This is a genomic window from Tabrizicola sp. YIM 78059 (genome assembly GCF_004959785.1).
Lineage (GTDB): Bacteria > Pseudomonadota > Alphaproteobacteria > Rhodobacterales > Rhodobacteraceae > Tabrizicola > Tabrizicola caldifontis.
Window position 1 is genome coordinate 67,338 of the sequence record NZ_SJZH01000007.1, and the last position, 19,040, is coordinate 86,377.

A 19,040-nucleotide genomic window follows, 5' to 3' on the forward strand; every position below is an offset into this window, starting at 1 on the left:
TGGCTGCGATGTCCGACCCCGACTGGAATCAGGCGCGCTGGGTTCTGGCCGTGCACGAGGCCGGCAGCCTCTCGGCGGCGGCGCGGGCGCTGGGGGTCAGCCAGTCTACCATGTCGCGCCGGATCGCGGCGGTGCAGGCCGGGGGGCGGCCGGTGTTCGCACCCGACGGCAGTCTGACCCCGCGCGGCGCGGCGCTGGTGGCCGCCGCCCGCCAGATGGCCCGCGCCTTCGCCCGGACCGAGGCGCTGCCCGCGCCCCTGCGGATCGCCAGCTGCGAGGTGACCGCGCGCCTGTTCCTGGCTGATGCCCTGCCGGAATGGTCCGCGGCGCGGGGCCAGCCGGCGGACCACTCGGTGCATGACGATCTCTTTATCCTGCCGCGCACAAGCTATGACGTCCTGGTCTCGCCCTTCGAGACCCTGCCCGAGGGCACGGCGGGAGAGCGGATCGGCCAGCTCGACTGCGCGCTGTTCGCTGCACCGGACTATGTGCGCCGCCACCCGGTTGCCGGAAGCCTCGCCGGGCATCGAGTGATCGTTGCCTCGGGCTCGCTGGCGCGGGTGCCGGTCTATGCCTGGCTTGCCGCGCAGGGCGGGACGGTGGCCCTGATGTCCTCAAGCCCGCTGGCGATGCTGGAGGCCTGCGCGCGCGGGCAGGGGGTGGCGCTGTTGCCGGAACGGCTGGCGGACGGGAGGGTGCGGCGGCTGGATCTGCCGGTGCCCGAGGCGACGCCGGTCTGGCTGCTGGCCGACCGGGACGAGGCGACCCATCCGCGCATCGCCCCGTTCCTGCGCTGGGCAAGGACCCATTTCCGCAAGGCGCGGCAGGTGGCCTGAGCGGGCGGCCCCAGGCGGTCAGGCCGCCGCGCCGCCGACCGTCAGGCCCTGGATCAACAGGGTCGGCTGGCCCACGCCCACCGGCACCCATTGCCCGGCCTTGCCGCAGTTGCCGATGCCGGGATCGAGCTGCAGATCGTTGCCGATGGCGCGGATGCCCTTCAGGGCGGTGGCCCCGTCGCCGATCAGCGTCGCGCCCTTCACCGCCTCGCCCACCACGCCGTTGCGCACCCGGTAGGCCTCGGTGCAGCTGAACACGAACTTGCCGGAGGTGATGTCCACCTGCCCGCCGCCAAAGCCCACGGCGTAGATGCCGTCCTTCAGGCTTGCGAGGATGCCGGCCGGGTCGTCCTTGCCGGCCAGCATGTAGGTGTTCGTCATCCGCGGCATCGGGATATGCGCGAAGCTTTCGCGCCGGCCGTTGCCGGTGGGGGCCACCCCCATCAGCCGCGCATTCTGCCGGTCCTGCATGTAGCCCACCAGCACCCCGTCCTCGATCAGCACGTTCCTGCCCGAGGGCGTGCCTTCGTCGTCGATGGTGATCGAGCCGCGGCGGTCCGGGATTGTTCCGTCATCCAGGACAGTCACGCCCTTCGAGGCGATCTGTTTCCCCATCAGTCCGGCAAAGGCCGAGGTTTCCTTGCGGTTGAAGTCGCCCTCCAGCCCGTGGCCGATGGCCTCGTGCAGAAGGATCCCCGGCCAGCCGGGGCCGAGCACCACGTCCATCACGCCAGCGGGTGCCTCGACGGCGCCAAGGTTGACACGGGCGATGCGCAGGGCCTCCTCGATCATCGGCTTCCAGGTGTCGGGCGACATCAGTTGCGCCAGCCCGTGCCGCCCGCCCTTGCCCATGCCGCCGGTCTCGCGCCGACCGTTTTCTTCCAGGATGACGCTGACGTTCAGCCGCGCCATCGGGCGGATGTCGGCCAGCCGGGTGCCCTCGGGGCGCAGGATCTCCACCTCTTGCAGGCTGGCGGACAGGGTGGCCGAGACCTGCACCACCCGCGGGTCAAGGCTGCGGGCGTGGGCGTCGATTTCGCGCAGAAGGTCAATCTTCACCGGGAAGGTCGCATCGGCCATCGGGTCGTCGGCGCGGTAAAGCTGCGTGTTGGTGCCGCGCGGCGGGGCCGCGAGCGTGCCATCGCCGGCACCCACCGCCAGCCTGGCCGTCTCGGCAGCGCGGCGCAGCGCGGTTTCGCTGATCTCGGTCGAATGGGCGTAGCCCGCGACCTCGCCACGGACCGCGCGCAAGCCGAAGCCCTGGCTCGCGTCATAGGTGGCCTGCCTGATGCGCCCATCGTCCAGCACGATCGCCTCGGCTCGGCGGCGTTCCAGAAACAGCTCGCCATCGTCGGCCCCGGCGGTCGCCTCGCGCAGGATGGCCAGCGCAGCGGCCTCGTCCAGATGGGTGTCGAAAGGTCGGAAGGGAGCGTCGTTCATGGCGGCCTCGTCGGATGCAGGCGTCAGAGATGGGCCGGGCAGCAGGCAGGGTCAAGGCGGGAACAGCCCGTCCAGAAAATCGGCGCCGGCCGTCCAGGTGGCAGGTTCGGACAGGGCCCAACGAAAGGAAGGTCTTCGGTTCGCGTGCAAGCCGGAACAGCGCGCGGCCGTGCAGGTAGGAGATGACTTTATCCCGTTCCCCGTGCAGGACAAGCAGCGGTGCATCGATGGCGGCCATGAGGTCGCGGCTGCGGAACCGGTCGCGCATCAGCAGCTGCACCGGTGCCCAGGGGTAGAACTCGGCTGCAAGATCGACCGCGGCGGTGAAAGGTGCCTCCAGCACCGCGGCGCCGACCGGAGCCCGTGCAGCCAGTTGCACGGCAACGGCCGCACCAAGGGATTCGCCCACCAGCGCAATCCGTTGCGGGGGAATGCCCCGTGCGGCCACGAATTCATGGGCGGCTCTTGCATCACTGATCACCCCCGCCTCACTCGGCCGCCCGGTCGAGCCGCCATAGCCGCGGTATGACAGGAAGGCTGCCCCGTAACCACGCCCCTAGTAGAAGGCCAGCCGATCTGCCCGGTCGGCGATCTTTCCGGCATTACCGTGCAGAAACAGGATCGCCGGACGACCGGGCGCCGGTGCCGACCACCACAGGGCCGCCGCGGCGCCGTCTGCGCCCGGCAGGACCACCCGCTCCACCCCGGTCAGGCCCAGATGCTCTGGCGCGGGATCACGGCGGGTGGGGAAACATTGCAGGTCGCGCTGGGCAAGGAACAGACCCGACAGCGCTGCCGCATGGACGAGGCCGAAGCCCGCAAGGATCTCGCCCAGAAGGTCTGGAGCGTGCGCCCTTTCCCGGCTGTGGGCCCCGGATCTGCGTCCGGGGCGCTGCTATGTCGCAACGGTTTCACTTGTCCCGCCCGCGGCATTATGATTTGAAGCAAGCGGGATACAACGGGATTCTGTCCTCGACGGCAGACCTGACAATAAGGCGGCAAAGCCGCCGCACGAACGGGAAAAAGACATGCGCCTTTCGACTGCAATGACCGGCATTGCCGCGGCCGCCTCTGCAAGCATGATGGCGGGCAGCGCCATTGCCCAGCAAGCCCTTGAAATCATTGGACAGCCGGTCAACGGCGCCATGGGGTTCCAGCCTGCGGGCACGTCGCTCGCCGACGATATCCACTGGCTGGACCACATGATCCTGTACATCATCACCGCGATCGTGATCTTCGTCACGGCGCTGCTGATCTATGTGATGATCCGTTACAATTCCAGGTCGAACCCGACGCCCGCGCGGTTCACCCACAACTCGCCGCTTGAGGTGGCATGGACGGTGATCCCGATCGTGATCCTGGTGTTCATCGGGGCCTTCTCGCTGCCTATCCTGTTCAAGCAGCAGGAAATCCCGGTCGGCGACGTGACGATCAAGGCAACCGGCTACCAATGGTACTGGGGCTACGAGTATGTCGATGAGGGCATCAGCTTCGACAGCTACATGGTCGGCTCGCCCGCCGCCGGCGGCGCGAACATGCTGACCCCCGAGGTCGAGGCCGAGCTTGCCGCGCTGGGTTACACGAAGGATCAGTTCCTGCTGGCAACCGATACGGCGCTGGTGGTGCCGGTGGGCAAGACCGTGGTGGTGCAGGTGACGGCGGCAGACGTGATCCATTCCTGGAAGGTGCCTGCCTTCGGCGTGATGCAGGACGCAGTGCCCGGCCGTCTTGCGGCGCTGTGGTTCAAGCCCGAGAAGGAAGGCATCTATTTCGGACAATGCTCGGAGCTGTGCGGTCAGATGCATGCCTACATGCCGATCACCGTGAAGGTGGTTTCGGAAGCCGCCTACGCCCAGTGGCTGGAGCAGGCCAAGGCTGGCAACGTGGTGCTGTCTCAGGCAGCGACGGCCCAGCCGGTGCAGTTGGCGTCGGGCAACTGAGCCCGCCTGATGCGACGTGCCGGGCGCCTGCCAGGTCAGGCGCCCCAGCCAGAACGGAGCCGGGATGAGCGATATTCACGCCTATCAGACGACGACCGATGCCGGCCATGAGCCAGGCTTTGGCGATTATGTGCAGCTTCTGAAACCGCGCGTGATGTCGCTGGTCGTCTTTACGGCGCTGGTGGGTCTGCTGGTCGCGCCGGTCGCGCTGCACCCGGTAGAAGCCTTCGCCGCGATCCTGTTCATCGCTCTGGGCGCGGGGGCGAGCGGTGCCCTTAACATGTGGTGGGATGCCGATATCGATGCGGTGATGAGGCGGACTGCGCGCCGCCCGGTGCCCGCAGGTCGGGTCGCGGCAGGCGAGGCGCTGGCCGTGGGCCTTGCGCTTTCCGGCATCAGCGTCGTCATGCTTTGGCTGGCGACGAACTGGGCTGCAGCGGCCCTGCTGGCATTCACGATCTTCTTCTATGCCGTGATCTATTCCATCTGGCTGAAGCGCTCTACCCCGCAGAACATCGTGATCGGGGGTGCGGCCGGGGCCTTTCCGCCCATGATCGGCTGGGCGGCCGCGACAGGCTCGGTCAGCGTGGAAGCACTGCTGATGTTTTCGCTGATCTTCATGTGGACGCCGCCGCATTTCTGGGCGCTGGCGCTGTTCATGAAGGAAGACTACCACAAGGCCGGTGTGCCGATGCTGACCGTGACCCATGGCCGCAAGGCGACGCGGGCGTATATCCTGGCCTATACCCTGCTTCTGGTGCCCGTTGCGGTCGGTGCGGCGCTCACCTCGATCGGCGGTCCGCTGACGCTGGCGGTGGCCGTGGTGCTGAACCTTTGGTTCGTGGTCGGCGCCCTGCGCATCCGGCGGCGCGATGAGGCCATGGCCGAAGCTGACGGTTACGCCGTAGAAAAGGCCTTCTTCCGCTTCTCGCTCATGTATCTTTTCCTGCACTTCGCCGCTTTCCTGGTGGAAGCCGCATTGAAGCCCTACGGGCTGGGGGGCTGGTAACATGGTCATCCGGGCTACCCACGAACTGCACAGGCGCCGCTTCAGCCGCAACCTCGGGCTTGGCCTGACGCTGGCGGCCTTCGTCGCACTGGTCTTCGCGCTGACCGTGGTCAAGATCCGCCGCGGCGAGCCGATGCAGGCCTTCGACCATGTCGTGCGACCCGAGATGGTGCCCGCCCAGACCACACCTCGGGAGGCTGGCCAATGATCTTCCCGCGCCTTCAGGGACCGAACCGTACACTCGTCAAGCTGGTCGGCGTCGTCATCACCATGGCCTCGCTGTCCTTCGCGGCAGTGCCCTTCTACGACTGGTTCTGCCGCGTCACCGGCTTCGGTGGCACGACCAGCGTGGCAGAGGCCGGGTCTGATGTCGTTCTGGATCGCACGGTGAAGGTGCGCTTTGACGCATCGCTGGAACAGGGCATGCCCTGGACCTTCAAGCCCGTCGTCCCTTCGATGGAAATCCGCATCGGCGAGACCGGCCTTGCCTTCTACGAGGCGCACAACCCGACCTCGCGCCCCGTTGCCGGGACCGCCAGCTTCAACGTCTATCCCTATGCGGCGGGCGGTTATTTCACCAAGATTGCCTGTTTCTGCTTTACCGAACAGGTGTTGCAGCCCGGCGAAACGGTGCAGATGCCGGTCAGCTTCTACGTCGATCCCGCGATGGTCGACGATCCCGAGGGCCGGTTTGTGCAGGAAATCGTCCTCAGCTACACTTTCCATGAAACGCCGCTGCCTCAGGATCAGGCAGTGCTCAGCGAACCCGCCGCGGCCGACGCAGCCGCGGTGAACTGAAGACAAGAAACGAGGGAACCGTCGGCCATGGCCCACGCAAAGAACCACGATTACCACGTCCTGCCTCCGTCGATCTGGCCGCTGCTCGGCTCGATCGCGGCATTCGTCATGCTGTTTGGCGCGGTGCTGTGGATGCACGGCTCGGCCCCTTGGCTGGCGCTGATCGGCCTTGCTGGCGTGCTCTACGTCATGTTCGCCTGGTGGTCCGAGGTCGTGCAGGAAAGCCAGGCAGGTGACCATACGCCGGTCGTGCGGCTGGGCCTGAAGTATGGCTTCATCCTGTTCATCATGTCCGAGGTCATGTTCTTCGTGGCCTGGTTCTGGACCTTCTTCAAGCACCGCATGTATCCGATGGGGCCGCAGTCGCCGGCGGTGGATGGTGTGTGGCCGCCGCCGGGGATCGAGACCTTCGACCCTTGGCATCTGCCCTTCATCAACACGCTGATCCTGCTCTTGTCGGGTTGCGCTGCGACCTGGGCTCACCATGCGCTGGTGCACGAAAACAATCGCAAGGACGTGGTGAACGGTCTGATCATCGCCATCGTTCTTGGTGTGATCTTCACCTTCATGCAGGCCTATGAATACAGCCACGCGGCCTTCGGCTTTGCCGGCAACATCTACGGCGCAACGTTCTTCATGGCGACGGGCTTCCACGGTTTTCATGTGATCATCGGCACGATCTTCCTGACCGTCTGCCTGATCCGTGTGCTGAAGGGACATTTCACGCCCGAAAAGCATGTCGGCTTCGAAGCTGCCATCTGGTACTGGCACTTCGTGGACGTGGTCTGGCTGTTCCTCTTTGCCGCTGTCTATGTCTGGGGGCAGGGCTGAGCCACGGTCAAGCCCTACAACCGTTCAAGCGCGGGCCTTCGGGCCTGCGCTTTTCATTTCCGGGGTAAGCCATGCGCCGCTATCTGTTTCCCGCCATCCTCGGCCTCGTGGGAGTGGCGATCCTGATGAACCTGGGTTTCTGGCAATTGCGCCGGATGGAGGAAAAGCGGGTATATCTTGACGCGATCGAGGCCCGGATCGGGGATATCCCCGTGCCTCTTCCCGACCAGCCGGAAGAGTTGCGCGACAAGTTCAAGCCCGTTTACGCCGAGGGCCGCTTCACCGGAGAGACGATCAAGGTGCTGGCCGGTCAGCGCGGGGCAAGCCCGGGTGTCCTTCTGATCGAGGCCTTCGTCCTGCCGGATGGGCGCCGCATCATGGTCCAGCGCGGCTTTCTGCCCGAAGAGGCCCGCAATGCCCCCCGCACGGTGACCGAGGCGCGTGTCGAGGGTCATCTGCACTGGCCGCAGGATACCAACGCCTTCACCCCGCCACCCGACCGGAAGACCGGGCTGTGGTTTGCCCGCGATGTGCCCGCCATGGCGGCGGCGCTGGAGACAGAGCCGACACTGATTGTCGCGGCCAGGCCAACCGGTGACGGGATCGAGCCGGTGCCCGTGGATACCTCTGGTATACCCAACGACCATTGGGGCTATGCGATCCAGTGGTTTCTGCTGGCCGCGACCTGGGCGGGGATGACTCTGTTCCTGCTCTGGCGTATCAGGATGCGGAAGGTGTGAAGGCAAGAGCGATGCAGTACATCTCGACCCGTGGTGCCGCCCCCGTCCTTGGCTTCGGCGAGGCGATGATGACCGGCCTTGCCCGCGATGGCGGTCTGTATGTGCCCGATACCGTGCCGACCATGATGACTGCCGAAATCGCGGCGCTGGCTGGCCTGCCATACGAGGACGTCGCCTTTCGCGTGATGCGGCCCTTTCTGGGCGGGTTCTTTACGGACGACGAATTCCGCAGTCTGATCGCGAATGCCTACAAGGGCTTCCACCACGCTGCGCGCGCGCCCCTTGTGCAGCTTGGGTCTAACCATTTCCTGCTTGAACTGTTCCACGGCCCGACGCTGGCCTTCAAGGACTTTGCCATGAGCCTCATCGGCCAGATGATGCAGGCGGCGCTGGCCCGGACGGGGGAACGGATCACCATCGTCGGCGCGACCTCGGGCGACACCGGATCGGCGGCGATGGAGGCGTTCCGGGGGCTGCCCAATGTGGACGTGTTCATCCTCTTCCCGCATGGCCGTGTTTCGGAGGTGCAGCGGCGCCAGATGACGACGCCGTCCGAGCCGAACGTCCATGCGCTGGCAATCGACGGCACATTCGACGACGCCCAGGCCCGGGTGAAGGACATGTTCAACGACTTCGCCTTCCGCGATCGCGTCCGGCTGGCGGGCGTGAACAGCATCAATTGGGCGCGGGTGCTGGCGCAGGTGGTCTATTATTTCTACGCCGCCACCGCGCTTGGGGCGCCGCACCGCGCGGTCAGCTTCACTGTGCCCACCGGCAATTTCGGCGACATCTTCGCCGGCTACATCGCCAGGCAGATGGGATTGCCGATCGACCGGCTGGTGATCGCCACGAACCAGAACGACATTCTCGACCGGGTGCTGCGCACCGGCGACTATCGTATGCACGGTGTCAAACCCTCGATCAGCCCGTCGATGGACATCCAGGTGTCCTCGAACTTCGAGCGGGTGCTCTTCGATGCCTATGGTCGGGACGGGGCTGCCGTGGCTTCGCTGATGGCGGAACTGAAGACGGGGGGCTTCACCCTGTCGAAGGGTGCCATCGAGATGCTGCGGGCCACATTCGCCTCGGGCCGCTGCGACGAGGACGAGACGCTGGCGGTGATCGCAAGACACTGGAAGACGACGGGGGAACTGCTTTGCCCGCATACGGCAGTGGGCGTGAAGGTAGCCGAGGAACATGTCGGGCTTGCCCCCATGGTCACGCTGGCAACCGCGCACCCGGCGAAGTTTCCCGATGCCGTGGAGCGCGCGACCGGCGTTCGCCCCGGCCTTCCGCCGCATATGGCGGACCTTTTCGACCGGCCAGAGCGGGTGACACGGGTGCCGAACGACCTCTCCGCCTTGCAGGCGCTGGTGTACGAGAGGATCGCGCGTCGATGAGATCGTCTCTCCTCGCGGCGGCGGTGCCGCCCGGCGGGAAGACAAAGTCGCACGAGGAGGGGGGGCGACCTCGCCTCTTTCGCTTGCGGCGCCGCGGCTGTATGAGCAGGCGACACGCCTGAACGCCGGGACCGGACCTTGACGCTTCAACTGCATACGCTTGCCAACGGCTTCCGCATCGTCACCGAGGACATGCCGGGCCTGCAATCGGCCAGCATAGGCCTGTGGGTGGAGGCCGGCGGCCGCCACGAACAGCCCGAACAGAACGGCATCGCGCATTTCCTGGAGCACATGGCCTTCAAGGGAACCCGGCGCCGCTCTGCACTGCGCATCGCCGAGGAAATCGAGGACGTGGGCGGTTACATCAACGCCTATACCAGCCGCGAGATGACGGCCTATTATGCCCGCGTACTGTCGCAAGATGTCGTGATGGCGCTGGATGTGATCGCGGACATCGTGCTTCACCCGCTTTTCCGCAAGGCGGATATCGAGACGGAACGGCATGTGATCCTGCAGGAGATCGGCCAGGCGCTGGACACGCCCGACGACATCATCTTCGACTGGCTGCATGAGGTGAGCTATCCGAACCAGCCCTTCGGCCGCACGATCCTGGGTCCGGAGGAACGCGTCGCCGCCTTCCGCAAGGCCGATTTCGAGGCCTTCACCGGTGCGCATTACAGCCCCGACCAGATGATTCTCTCGGCTGCGGGCGGGGTGGACCATGCGGCCATCGTGGCGGCAGCCGAGCACATCTTCGGCCGCCTCAGGCCCGTCGGGCGCCCCGCGGTCGAGCCGGCGCGGTTCGAGGGCGGCGAGCGACGCGAGGTGAAGGATCTGGAACAGGTCCATTTCGCGCTGTCCTTCGAAGGCCCGGGCTACCGCGACGATGCGGTCTATGCTGCGCAGGTCTATGCGACCGCGATGGGTGGGGGCATGTCCAGCCGGCTGTTCCAGAAGATCCGCGAAGACCGGGGCCTGTGCTATTCGATCCACGCCCAGGCTTCCGCCTACGAGGACACCGGTCACATCACGATCTATGCCGGCACATCGGAACAGGAGATCGGCGAACTGACGCAGTTGACCGTTGACGAGCTGAGGCGCGCTGCCGAGGACATGACCGAGGCAGAAGTCGCCCGTGCCCGCGCCCAGCTGCGTGCGGGGCTTCTGATGGGGCTGGAAAGCCCCTCGTCCAGGGCCGAGCGCAATGCGCGGCTGTTGTCGATTTGGGGCCGGGTGCCGCCCCTGGCAGAAACCGTCGCCAAGATCGATGCGGTCGATACAGCGGCCGTCCGCAGCTATGCCGAGGGGCTGACGGCTGCGAAATCGGCGTTGGCGATCTACGGCCCTGTGGCGCAGGCTCCGGGGATCGAGGCGATTCGGAAGGGGCTTGCCGCCTGATGCTGCTGGGGCTGAAGCGGCGCGTCCGGGTTGAAACCGAGCGCATGACGCTGCGCCTGCCCGAACATGCCGACTGGCGCCAATGGGCCGAACTGCGCGCCGCTTCGGCCGAGTTCCTGGCCAGATGGGAACCCGTCTGGTCAACCGACCACCTGTCGCGCCGGGCTTTCACCAATCGGGTCTATTGGGCGCAGCGGGCTGAAGCCCAGGGCACGGCGCTGCCGATGCTGCTGATCCGCCGCGATGATAACCAGCTTCTCGGCGCGCTGACGCTGGACAATATCCGCCGCGGCCCGGCCCAGACCGGAACCTTCGGCTACTGGATCGGGGAACCCTTCGCCCGGCAGGGTTACATGCGCGAGGCGATCCTGGCCCTGACCCACCATGCCTTCACCCGGATGGACCTGTCGCGGCTGGAAGCCGCCTGCCTGCCGGAAAACGTTGCCTCGCGCGGGGTGCTTGAAAAGTGCGGCTTCAAGTATGAAGGCGTTGCGCAGAGCTATCTGCAGATCAACGGGCGCTGGCGCAACCATGTGCTTTACGCCAACCTGCGCGGAGATCGGCGCGGGCGAACCGACGTGGGCTGAGGCTCGGTCGCCGGGGGAATCGAGCGCCATTGCGGGCGCATGCCTTTCACCTTGCGTCCTTGCGTGAAGGACGCAAGGACGCTCGCCGGGCCTCCGGCCGGGATATTTGGGCAGAGAGGAAGAACGACTTGTCCGCAATGGGCGTGGAGCCATGCCGTCTTGGGGCGGTATGGTTCTGACCTCGCGCATCCGTGATGCGGCTGCCGGGTGACCTGCCGCCAATCCGGGTTACCCTTGGCAAACTATCGGGAGGTCCGATGCGTCTGATCATTGCCCTTGCCATGCTTGCCGTGCCCGCCTCGGCGCAGGACCGGATCCCATCGCACTGCATCGCGCTGGCCGGGGCCGAGCCGCAGGTGATGCCCGCGGCGCTGCATGACGGGCTGGAGGCGAACCAGGTTCTCATCCGCTATATCGACCATGCGAGCTTTGCCATCGTCACGCCCGATGGCACGGTCGCGGTCACCGATTATACCGGCTATCTTGGGACTGCGGACCTGGTGCCTGATGTGGTGACGATGAACAACGCTCATTCCACGCACTGGACCGCCAACCCCGATCCGCGGATCCCGCATGTGCTGAAGGGCTGGGGCGAGGGCGCGGCGGCTGCCGATCACCGGCTGGACCTGGGCCCGATGCTGGTGCGCAACGTTACCACCGATACGCGCGGGCCCTTTGGCGAAGGTGCGCGCCGGGACGGGAACTCGATCTTCATCTTCGAGGCCGGGGGTCTGTGCATCGGCCACCTGGGCCACCTGCACCAGATCCCCACGCCAGAGCAATACGCGGCGATCGGGCGGCTGGACATCGTGATGGTGCCGGTCGATGGCGGCTACACGCTGCGGCTTCAGGACATGGCGGGCGTGGTGCGACGGTTCCGGTCGTCGGTCGTGATCCCGATGCACTGGTTCAGCCGCGGCTCGCTGAACGCCTTCCTGGCCGAGATGTCTTCGGAATTCGCCGTGGTCGAGACGGGCGGGGCGCAGATCGCGCTTTCCCTGCGCGACCTGCCTTCGCAGCCGACGATCCTGGTGCTGGAGCCGGCCTTTCTGGACTGAGCGTCTGGCGCCCGTCACCGACCGGCGCTAGGTAGGGCGCAAGAGGTGCCGCGATGCTGAACCCTTGCGACGAGTCCTTTCTGGCCCGCCTGCGGGGCCTTTTGCCGGAAGGCCGCCTGACCGCGCCCGAGCCCCGGCATCTTGAGGAGCCGCGGGGACGCTGGCACGGCGTTGCGGGCGCCGTGGCGCGGCCCGAGGCGACGGCCGAGGTCGCGGCGATCCTTGCCGCCTGCCATGATGCGCGGGTGGGCGTGGTGCCCTGGGGCGGGGGCACGGGGCTGGTGGGCGGGCAATTGATGACCGATGGTCCGGCCCCGCTGATTCTGTCGCTTGAACGGATGGCGCGCCTGCGTGGCGCCTATCCGCTGGAAAACGCGCTGGTGGTCGAGGCAGGAATGATCCTGGCCGATGTGCAGGCCGAGGCCGCACGGGTGGGGCGCTTCTTTCCGCTGACCCTGGCCAGCCAGGGGTCAGCCAGGATCGGCGGCAATCTGGCGGCGAATGCCGGCGGCGTGCATGTCCTGCGTTACGGCAACACGCGCGACCTTTGCCTTGGGCTGGAGGCGGTCTTGCCGGATGGCACGGTATGCGACGGGCTGACCCGGCTGCGCAAGGACAATGCCGGCTATGACCTGCGCCACCTGCTGATCGGTTCCGAGGGAACACTGGGCGTGATCACTGCCGCCAGCCTGCGGCTGTTCCCGGTTCCCGCGGCGACTGTCGTGGCGCTGCTGGCGGTGCCCTCTCCGCAGACCGCACTTGATCTTCTTTGCCTGGCGCAGGACCGCCTTGCGGGCATGGTTTCGGCGTTCGAGCTGATCCACCGCACCGGTTTCGATTTCATGGAGGAGACCGGGCTTGAGCTGCGTGCGCCCCTTGATCCGCTGCCCGACTGGATGGTGCTGCTTGAACTGGGCCTGGTTGCAGGGATCGAGCCCGAGGTCGTCATGGCAGGCCTTTACGCCGCCGCCGCCGATCGGGGGCTGGTCGCGGACGGGGTGATCGCCACTTCAGACGCGCAGGCCGCGGCCCTCTGGCATCTGCGCGAGACTATTCCAGAGGCGAACCGGCGGGTGGGCGCGGTATCCAGCCATGACATCTCGCTGCCGCTTTCGGCGATCCCCGGCTTCATCGCCCGCGCGCCGGCGGAGCTGGCGGGACTGGGCGACTTTCGCATCAACTGCTTCGGGCATCTGGGGGACGGAAACCTGCACTGGAACGTCTTTCCGGCGCGGGGGCGCAGCCGCAACGACCATGTGGGTGTGCGCGAGACGGTGAAGACCCGGGTGCATGACCTCGTGCATGAACTGGGCGGCTCGATTGCGGCAGAGCACGGGGTGGGGCGGCTGAAGGTGGCCGACCTGTCCCGTTACGGCGACCCCGGGAAACTGGCGGCGATGCGGGCGATCAAGGCGGCGCTGGACCCGCGTGGCATCATGAACCCGGGTGCCGTACTGGGTTAGGGGGGCGGCTTGTCATTGCCCTTCGGACACTTCGCGCAGGGGGCAATGACGAGGAGACACAGTCGAACCATGCGGCGCGAACGGCCGTTGGCCGTGCCATGTTTGCGATGCAGCCTGCCCGGAACAGACGTCCCCGCCGCAGGAAACCTGCGACGGGGTGCTTCGGGGGTGTGGGGGCGCGCCGCGGGTGGCAGCGCTGGCGGGCTGGGTAGGCCCGACAGGGCTGGTTCTAGGGTGATTCCCTTTCAACAAGGTTAACGCCGCCCGATCTGCACGCACGCACATCGCCGCGCTTCGGTGGCTGTGTGCACCTGCCCTTGGGACGACCGAGCAGAGGCAAGACAAAGACCGCCCCGTCAGAGCCCCTCGAAGGCGCAAAGCGTATGGACATCCATGCCCATCGCCTCCAGCCTGCCCCGGCCGCCCAGGTCGGGCAGGTCCACCACGAAGGCGCAACCCACCACCTCGGCCCCGAGCCGCTCGATCAGCTTGATTCCCGCTTCCGCCGTGCCGCCGGTTGCCAGAAGGTCATCCACGAGCAGCACCTTTTCCCCCGGAAGCATCGCATCGTCATGCACCTCGACCACGGCCTCGCCGTATTCCAGCTTGTAGTCCTGTGCGATTGTGCGGCCGGGCAGCTTGCCCTTCTTGCGGATGGGCACGAAACCGGTAGACAGCTGATGCGCCACCGCACCGCCCAGGATGAAGCCGCGCGCCTCAAGCCCCACGACCTTGTCGATCCGCTGGCCTGCATAGGGTGCAAGCAGCTGGTCCACGCACATCCGGAACCCGCGCGGATCGGCGAACAGCGTGGTCACATCGCGAAACAGGATGCCCTCGTGCGGGAAGTCCACGATGGTGCGGATATAGTCCTTGACGGTCTTTCTGGGGGTCATGGTTGGTCCTGTGCAGGGTCGGGTCGGTTCGGCGGATAGTGCCGGCGCAGCAGCATGGCGTCCTGCCCGGTCAGCCGCGTCGTGGCGTTCGAGGTCTGCGACAGGATCGAGACCCCCTCGTAGGCTGGCCCTTCGATGTCGAACAGGAACCCCAGCGACTGGGTGACCTCTTCCAGCATCACCGAGGTCAGGTCTGCGTCGCTGATCGACGTGGAGATCAGGATCACCGCCTCGGTGATGCGGTTCTCGGCATTCGACCATACGGTCATGTACCCAACCCCCATCACACCCGCACCGGAAAACCCGGGTGTCTCGCTGAGGATTGCCCCCTCGGTCAGGGCTGTCGGACGAATGGTTATGTCGGCTGGACCGGCAGGGATGAGGTCGATCCGGATCCCGGCGCCGATGGCATTCACCTCGTCGATTGCGTTCTGCGCGGCAGCGACAAGCCTGGCCCGGAAGCCCGGAGGTTCCGCGTTGGCGGCAGGTGCGATGGCAAGGGTCAGGCTGGGCTTGGTCCAGCGCAGGCTGGCCGCACGGCACGCGCCCCCTGGCGGTGCGCCGCAGGTCACCAGACGATAGAAGTCGGCATCGCTCAGCAGGCCCTGCACCGCGATGCCATCCGACTCCGGCATGTCGGCCAGAACCGGCGGTGCGGCTAGGCACAGAAGGACGGCAAGGGCTTTCTGCATGGCGCCACCCTAGAGCACCCGGCCCGCAACGACGTCAAGTTTCGCAAGAAGATCGGGGTCGCGCCGGTCCGGTGCGGTCATGATCGCATGGTCGAGTGCCCGGTCACAACCATGCGGGCAGGGCGCGCGGTCCTGCGGCATGAGGCCGGGCAGCCGCGCGACCAGGCGGCGCGCGGCGGCGGCATTGGCCTGGACAACGGCAACCACCTGGGCCACGTCCACCGCGCCGTGCCCTTCGTGCCAGCAGTCATAGTCGGTCACCATCGCGACCGAGGCATAGCAAAGTTCTGCCTCGCGCGCGAGTCGGGCTTCGCTGAGGCCGGTCATCCCGATGACGTCCGCGCCCCAGCTGCGATAAAGTCGACTTTCCGCGCGGGTGGAAAACTGCGGCCCCTCCATCGCGATATAGGTTGCGCCGCGATGAACGGTCAGCCCCTCTGCCGTCGCAGCCTCGGCCGCCAGCGCCGACAGCCGCGGGCAGGTCGGGTCGGCTAGGCTGACATGGGCCACGCAACCGGGGCCGAAAAAGCTCGTCGGTCGGCTGCGGGTGCGGTCGATGAACTGGTCCACGATGACGAAATCGCCGGGGACAAAGTCTTCGCGCAGCGAGCCGACGGCCGATACCGCCAAGACGTCGGTGCAGCCCAGCCGCTTCAGAGCGTCGATGTTCGCGCGATAGGGGACGCTTGCCGGATCATGCACATGCCCCCGTCCGTGACGGGGCAGGAAGGCTACCGGCATTCCCCCAAGCCGCCCGACCAGCACCTCGTCCGAGGGCTTGCCCCAGGGAGATTTAACCCTGACCCAGCTTGCCCCCTCCAGCCCGTCGATCTGATAGACCCCTGATCCGCCGATGACGCCGAGCATGGTCTGCATGAAGGGCCTCCTTGCCGCTGCGCGGCAAGGATAGACGGGCCGGGGCAGGGGGGGAAGCCCGCATCGGCGCCGGGCAAGAGAGACCCGCCCTGTGCCAGCGTCAGGCTGGCGGTCATGCCTGCGGGCTTGCAAGGGATTGGCAGTCCGGGTCATTCTCGCATCCACAGCGACGGGGGGAACATGGCTGACACGACCGATCTGACGCGGCTGGCCGATGAGGCCGAGGCAAGGGCGAAAGGCGGCGGGCGGGTCATCCTGGCCATGGCCGGGGCGCCCGGATCGGGCAAATCCACCCTGGCCGAAAAGCTTGCCGGCAAGCTGAACGCTCGGCAGCCGGGGCTGGCCATGGTGCTGCCGATGGATGGCTATCACTATGACGACCTCTATCTGGTGCCCGCCGGTCTGCGCCCGCGCAAGGGGGCGCCGCACACCTTTGACGTGGGCGGGCTTTACCACACATTGACCCGGCTGCGCGCCCGTGACGAGGCGACCGTCGCCGTCCCGGTGTTCGATCGCAACATCGAGATCGCGCGTGCAGGCGCCCGGCTGATCCCGGCCGAGGTCGCCGTGATCGTTGTGGAAGGGAACTGGCTGCTGCTGGACCAGTCCCCCTGGGACCGCCTGCGCCCCCTCTTCGACATCACCGTGATGGTCGATGTGCCCGAACACGTCCTGCGGTCCCGTCTGCGCGGTCGTTGGGAGCGGCTGGGGCTGTCAGAACCCGAGATCCGCGCCAAACTGGAAGAGAATGACCTGCCGAATGCGCGCCTTGTGCGCCAGGGCTCGCTCGCGGCCGACTGGCGGATCGAGAACGGCTGAAGGAGGGGCAAGATGGACCTGATCGACACGCACCAGCACCTGATCCTGCGCGACCGCATCGGCTATGCCTGGACCGGGGAATTCCCGATCCTTGCGGGAGACTTCACGCGCGAGGACTATGCAGGACTGGTCGCCGGCAAGGGCGTGGGGGCCACGATCTTCATGGAAACGGGTGTCGATGACGCCGACTACCAGGCCGAGGCGCGCATGGTGGCCGACATGATCGGCACCAGTGTCGGTGGCGTGCCCATGCTGGGCCAGATCGCCTCGATCCGCCCGGAATGGGATGATGGTTTCGACGCCTGGCTGGAAGAGGCGCAGGGCCTGGGCGTTGTAGGTTTCCGGCGTATCCTGCATGTGGTTCCTGACGATGTGTCGCTTGCCGAGACCTTCCGAAGAAACCTGCGCAAGATCGGTCGAGCCGGCTACAATTTCGACCTGAACTTCCTGTCGCGGCAACTGATCCCGATCGGGGTGCCGCTGCTGAAGGCTTGCCCCGACCAGCCCTATACACTGGACCATTGCGGGGTGCCGGACGTGGCCGCCGGCGACTGGGAGGTCTGGAAGGCCGGCATCGACGCCTTCGCTGCCTTTCCGAACGTGGTGGTCAAGCTGTCGGGCATCACGACCTACTGCGCGCCCGGCACGGCTTCGGTCGCGCTGATCCGTCCCTATGTCGATTACCTGCTGGAAGCCTTCGGCCCCGACCGCATGCTCTGGGGCGGGGACTGGCCGGTGGTGAACCTGGGCGCCGGCCTGCCCGGCTGGATCGACATGACGCGGGAACTGCTGTCCGGTCTCAGCGAGGCCGAGCAATACGCCATCGCACAGGGCACGGCCCGGCGCGTCTATGGTGTCTAGGACGGTGCCTCGCTTGCCCCCCTTGGCGGCTGCGCCCCCTTGTTCGGGTGACAGCCGCCAAGAATGACGAAGCCATCGACGAGCGCGCCGCCAGGTCACGCGCTGCCGATCTTTCCGGCTGGTCAGGGCGGGCGTTCTTCGCTACTCTGACAGAAAGACCCGGGGGCTACATCCGGGCTTCAGGCAGAGCAGACGTGACAGGCGGGTTCCCATGACTGAGATGGTCTATGGCTCCAATCCCGTGCGGGTGACCGAACCGGTCCTTCCGCGCTGGTGGCGGACGATCGACATATGGACGCTGACTTCGGTCTTCGTCCTGTTCGGAATCGGCTTGCTTCTGGCCCTTGCCGCCTCGGTCCCGCTGGCCACCCGCAACGGGTTGGAACCGTTCTACTATGTCCAGCGCCAGGCCTTCTTCGGCGGGATCGCGCTGGTGGTGATGATCGCCATCTCGATGATGTCGCCCGCGATGGTCCGGCGTCTGGGAGTGCTGGGGTTCACCGTCTCGCTGGTCGCGCTGATGCTGCTGCCGCTGTTCGGCACCGATTTCGGCAAGGGCGCCGTGCGCTGGTTCTCGTTCGGCTTCGCCAGCGTGCAGCCGTCCGAGTTCCTGAAGCCCGGTTTCGTCATCGTCACCGCCTGGCTGATCGCTGCGGCGCAAGATCTGAACGGTCCGCCGGGCAGATCGATCTCATTGGCGTTGACCATGGTCGTCGTGGCCTTCCTCGCCATGCAGCCTGACTTCGGCCAGTCGGCGCTGATCCTCTTTTCCTGGGGCGTGGTCTATTTCGTCGGCGGCGCGCCGATGACGCTGATTGCCGTGGTGGGCGGCATCGTCGGCCTGGCTGGGCTGATCTTCTATGAATCCTCGGAACATTTTGCTCGCCGGATCGACGGCTTCCTTTCGCCAGAGGTCGATCCGCGCACCCAGCTGGGCTATGCCGCGAACGCAATCCAGGAAGGCGGCTTCTTCGGCGTCGGTGTCGGCGGCGGTCAGGTGAAGTGGTCGCTGCCCGATGCCCATACAGACTTCATCATCGCGGTGGCGGCCGAGGAATACGGGCTTATCCTCGTCCTGTTCATTCTGGCGCTCTACGGGGTGATCGTTGTGCGCTCACTGCTGCGGATGCGGCATGAGCGCGACCCCTTCGCCAGGCTGGCAGGGGCGGGGCTGGCCTGCATCTTCGGTGTCCAGGCCATGATCAACATGGGCGTCGCGGTGCGTCTGCTGCCTGCAAAGGGTATGACCTTGCCCTTTGTCAGCTACGGCGGATCCTCTGTCATCGCGGCCGGCATCACCATGGGCATGCTTCTGGCGCTGACCCGCCAGCGCCCGCGCGGCCAGATCGAAGACGTGTTCCGGCGGGGGCGCTGATGCGGTCCTGGGCATCAAGCA

At 66.5% G+C, this 19,040-nt stretch carries 21 protein-coding genes; 15 read left to right on the forward strand and 6 right to left on the reverse strand.

Features of this window, described 5'->3' with window-relative positions; genetic code table 11:
- The first annotated feature begins 8 nt into the window (after nucleotides 1-8).
- Entirely contained in the window at nucleotides 9-836 is an 828-nt protein-coding gene (locus EZM81_RS11025) for a LysR family transcriptional regulator (protein WP_169052352.1), read from the forward strand.
- A gap of 18 nt (nucleotides 837-854) precedes the next feature.
- On the opposite strand, the gene tldD is transcribed toward EZM81_RS11025, so the two are convergent.
- Genes tldD through EZM81_RS18315 form a run of 3 tightly spaced genes read right to left on the reverse strand, consistent with a single transcriptional unit; the run spans nucleotide 855 to nucleotide 2,979 of the window.
- Nucleotides 855-2,222, reverse strand: coding sequence for a metalloprotease TldD (tldD, locus tag EZM81_RS11030; RefSeq protein ID WP_371685741.1), 1,368 nt, complete (start codon nucleotides 2,220-2,222; stop codon nucleotides 855-857).
- The gene (locus EZM81_RS18775; RefSeq protein WP_371685742.1) at nucleotides 2,107-2,808 is read right to left on the reverse strand and encodes an alpha/beta hydrolase; all 702 of its coding nucleotides are present in this window, start codon (nucleotides 2,806-2,808) and stop codon (nucleotides 2,107-2,109) included. The genes tldD and EZM81_RS18775 overlap by 116 nt, the downstream gene beginning before the upstream one ends.
- 24 nt (nucleotides 2,809-2,832) lie before the next feature.
- Nucleotides 2,833-2,979 carry a hypothetical protein gene (locus tag EZM81_RS18315; RefSeq protein ID WP_211195404.1) on the reverse strand — a complete coding sequence of 49 codons (147 nt, stop codon included), beginning with the start codon at nucleotides 2,977-2,979 and terminating at the stop codon, nucleotides 2,833-2,835.
- A 325-nt stretch (nucleotides 2,980-3,304) separates the two neighbouring features.
- Between EZM81_RS18315 and coxB the strand changes: the two genes are divergently transcribed.
- From coxB to EZM81_RS11085, 11 genes are all read left to right on the forward strand, one after another.
- Entirely contained in the window at nucleotides 3,305-4,216 is a 912-nt protein-coding gene (gene coxB, locus EZM81_RS11035; RefSeq protein WP_136645747.1) for a cytochrome c oxidase subunit II, read from the forward strand.
- Nucleotides 4,217-4,280: 64 nt separating this feature from the next.
- A complete protein-coding gene (cyoE, locus tag EZM81_RS11040; RefSeq protein WP_136645748.1) occupies nucleotides 4,281-5,225 on the forward strand; it encodes a heme o synthase in 945 nt (314 codons plus the stop codon).
- Between the two features lies 1 nt (nucleotide 5,226).
- Nucleotides 5,227-5,433 carry a hypothetical protein gene (locus EZM81_RS11045; RefSeq protein WP_136645749.1) on the forward strand — a complete coding sequence of 69 codons (207 nt, stop codon included), beginning with the start codon at nucleotides 5,227-5,229 and terminating at the stop codon, nucleotides 5,431-5,433.
- Nucleotides 5,430-6,023, forward strand: coding sequence for a cytochrome c oxidase assembly protein (locus tag EZM81_RS11050; RefSeq protein ID WP_136645750.1), 594 nt, complete (start codon nucleotides 5,430-5,432; stop codon nucleotides 6,021-6,023). Before EZM81_RS11045 ends, EZM81_RS11050 begins: the two co-directional genes overlap by 4 nt.
- Before the next feature lie 27 nt (nucleotides 6,024-6,050).
- Complete coding sequence (locus EZM81_RS11055; RefSeq protein ID WP_135450241.1) at nucleotides 6,051-6,854, forward strand: cytochrome c oxidase subunit 3; 804 nt, start codon at nucleotides 6,051-6,053, stop codon at nucleotides 6,852-6,854.
- A 71-nt stretch (nucleotides 6,855-6,925) separates the two neighbouring features.
- On the forward strand, nucleotides 6,926-7,594 hold the full coding sequence (locus EZM81_RS11060) for an SURF1 family protein (RefSeq protein ID WP_136645751.1): 669 nt from the start codon (nucleotides 6,926-6,928) through the stop codon (nucleotides 7,592-7,594).
- An 11-nt stretch (nucleotides 7,595-7,605) separates the two neighbouring features.
- Complete coding sequence (thrC, locus tag EZM81_RS11065) at nucleotides 7,606-8,994, forward strand: threonine synthase (RefSeq protein ID WP_136645752.1); 1,389 nt, start codon at nucleotides 7,606-7,608, stop codon at nucleotides 8,992-8,994.
- A gap of 138 nt (nucleotides 8,995-9,132) precedes the next feature.
- Nucleotides 9,133-10,392, forward strand: coding sequence for a pitrilysin family protein (locus EZM81_RS11070; RefSeq protein ID WP_136645753.1), 1,260 nt, complete (start codon nucleotides 9,133-9,135; stop codon nucleotides 10,390-10,392).
- Nucleotides 10,393-10,394: 2 nt separating this feature from the next.
- On the forward strand, nucleotides 10,395-10,979 hold the full coding sequence (locus tag EZM81_RS11075) for a GNAT family N-acetyltransferase (RefSeq protein ID WP_135450342.1): 585 nt from the start codon (nucleotides 10,395-10,397) through the stop codon (nucleotides 10,977-10,979).
- A gap of 257 nt (nucleotides 10,980-11,236) precedes the next feature.
- The gene (locus tag EZM81_RS11080; RefSeq protein WP_135450237.1) at nucleotides 11,237-12,037 is read left to right on the forward strand and encodes an MBL fold metallo-hydrolase; all 801 of its coding nucleotides are present in this window, start codon (nucleotides 11,237-11,239) and stop codon (nucleotides 12,035-12,037) included.
- A 53-nt stretch (nucleotides 12,038-12,090) separates the two neighbouring features.
- Entirely contained in the window at nucleotides 12,091-13,500 is a 1,410-nt protein-coding gene (locus EZM81_RS11085; RefSeq protein WP_136645754.1) for an FAD-binding oxidoreductase, read from the forward strand.
- A gap of 356 nt (nucleotides 13,501-13,856) precedes the next feature.
- Here EZM81_RS11085 and EZM81_RS11090 read toward each other — a convergent pair whose 3' ends face one another.
- Genes EZM81_RS11090 through EZM81_RS11100 form a run of 3 tightly spaced genes read right to left on the reverse strand, consistent with a single transcriptional unit; the run spans nucleotide 13,857 to nucleotide 15,964 of the window.
- Nucleotides 13,857-14,396: an adenine phosphoribosyltransferase gene (locus EZM81_RS11090; protein ID WP_135450235.1), complete on the reverse strand. Its 540-nt coding sequence runs from the start codon at nucleotides 14,394-14,396 to the stop codon at nucleotides 13,857-13,859.
- The gene (locus EZM81_RS11095) at nucleotides 14,393-15,088 is read right to left on the reverse strand and encodes a DUF2927 domain-containing protein (RefSeq protein WP_136645755.1); all 696 of its coding nucleotides are present in this window, start codon (nucleotides 15,086-15,088) and stop codon (nucleotides 14,393-14,395) included. The genes EZM81_RS11090 and EZM81_RS11095 overlap by 4 nt, the downstream gene beginning before the upstream one ends.
- Before the next feature lie 9 nt (nucleotides 15,089-15,097).
- Complete coding sequence (locus EZM81_RS11100; protein WP_136645756.1) at nucleotides 15,098-15,964, reverse strand: S-methyl-5'-thioadenosine phosphorylase; 867 nt, start codon at nucleotides 15,962-15,964, stop codon at nucleotides 15,098-15,100.
- 180 nt (nucleotides 15,965-16,144) lie between these two features.
- Between EZM81_RS11100 and EZM81_RS11105 the strand changes: the two genes are divergently transcribed.
- The 3 genes from EZM81_RS11105 (at nucleotide 16,145) to EZM81_RS11115 (ending at nucleotide 19,019) form a co-directional block, all read left to right on the forward strand.
- On the forward strand, nucleotides 16,145-16,783 hold the full coding sequence (locus tag EZM81_RS11105; protein WP_135450232.1) for a nucleoside triphosphate hydrolase: 639 nt from the start codon (nucleotides 16,145-16,147) through the stop codon (nucleotides 16,781-16,783).
- Nucleotides 16,784-16,795: 12 nt separating this feature from the next.
- On the forward strand, nucleotides 16,796-17,644 hold the full coding sequence (locus EZM81_RS11110; RefSeq protein ID WP_135450231.1) for an amidohydrolase: 849 nt from the start codon (nucleotides 16,796-16,798) through the stop codon (nucleotides 17,642-17,644).
- Nucleotides 17,645-17,855: 211 nt separating this feature from the next.
- The gene (locus EZM81_RS11115; RefSeq protein ID WP_136645757.1) at nucleotides 17,856-19,019 is read left to right on the forward strand and encodes a putative peptidoglycan glycosyltransferase FtsW; all 1,164 of its coding nucleotides are present in this window, start codon (nucleotides 17,856-17,858) and stop codon (nucleotides 19,017-19,019) included.
- Nucleotides 19,020-19,040: the final 21 nt, after the last annotated feature.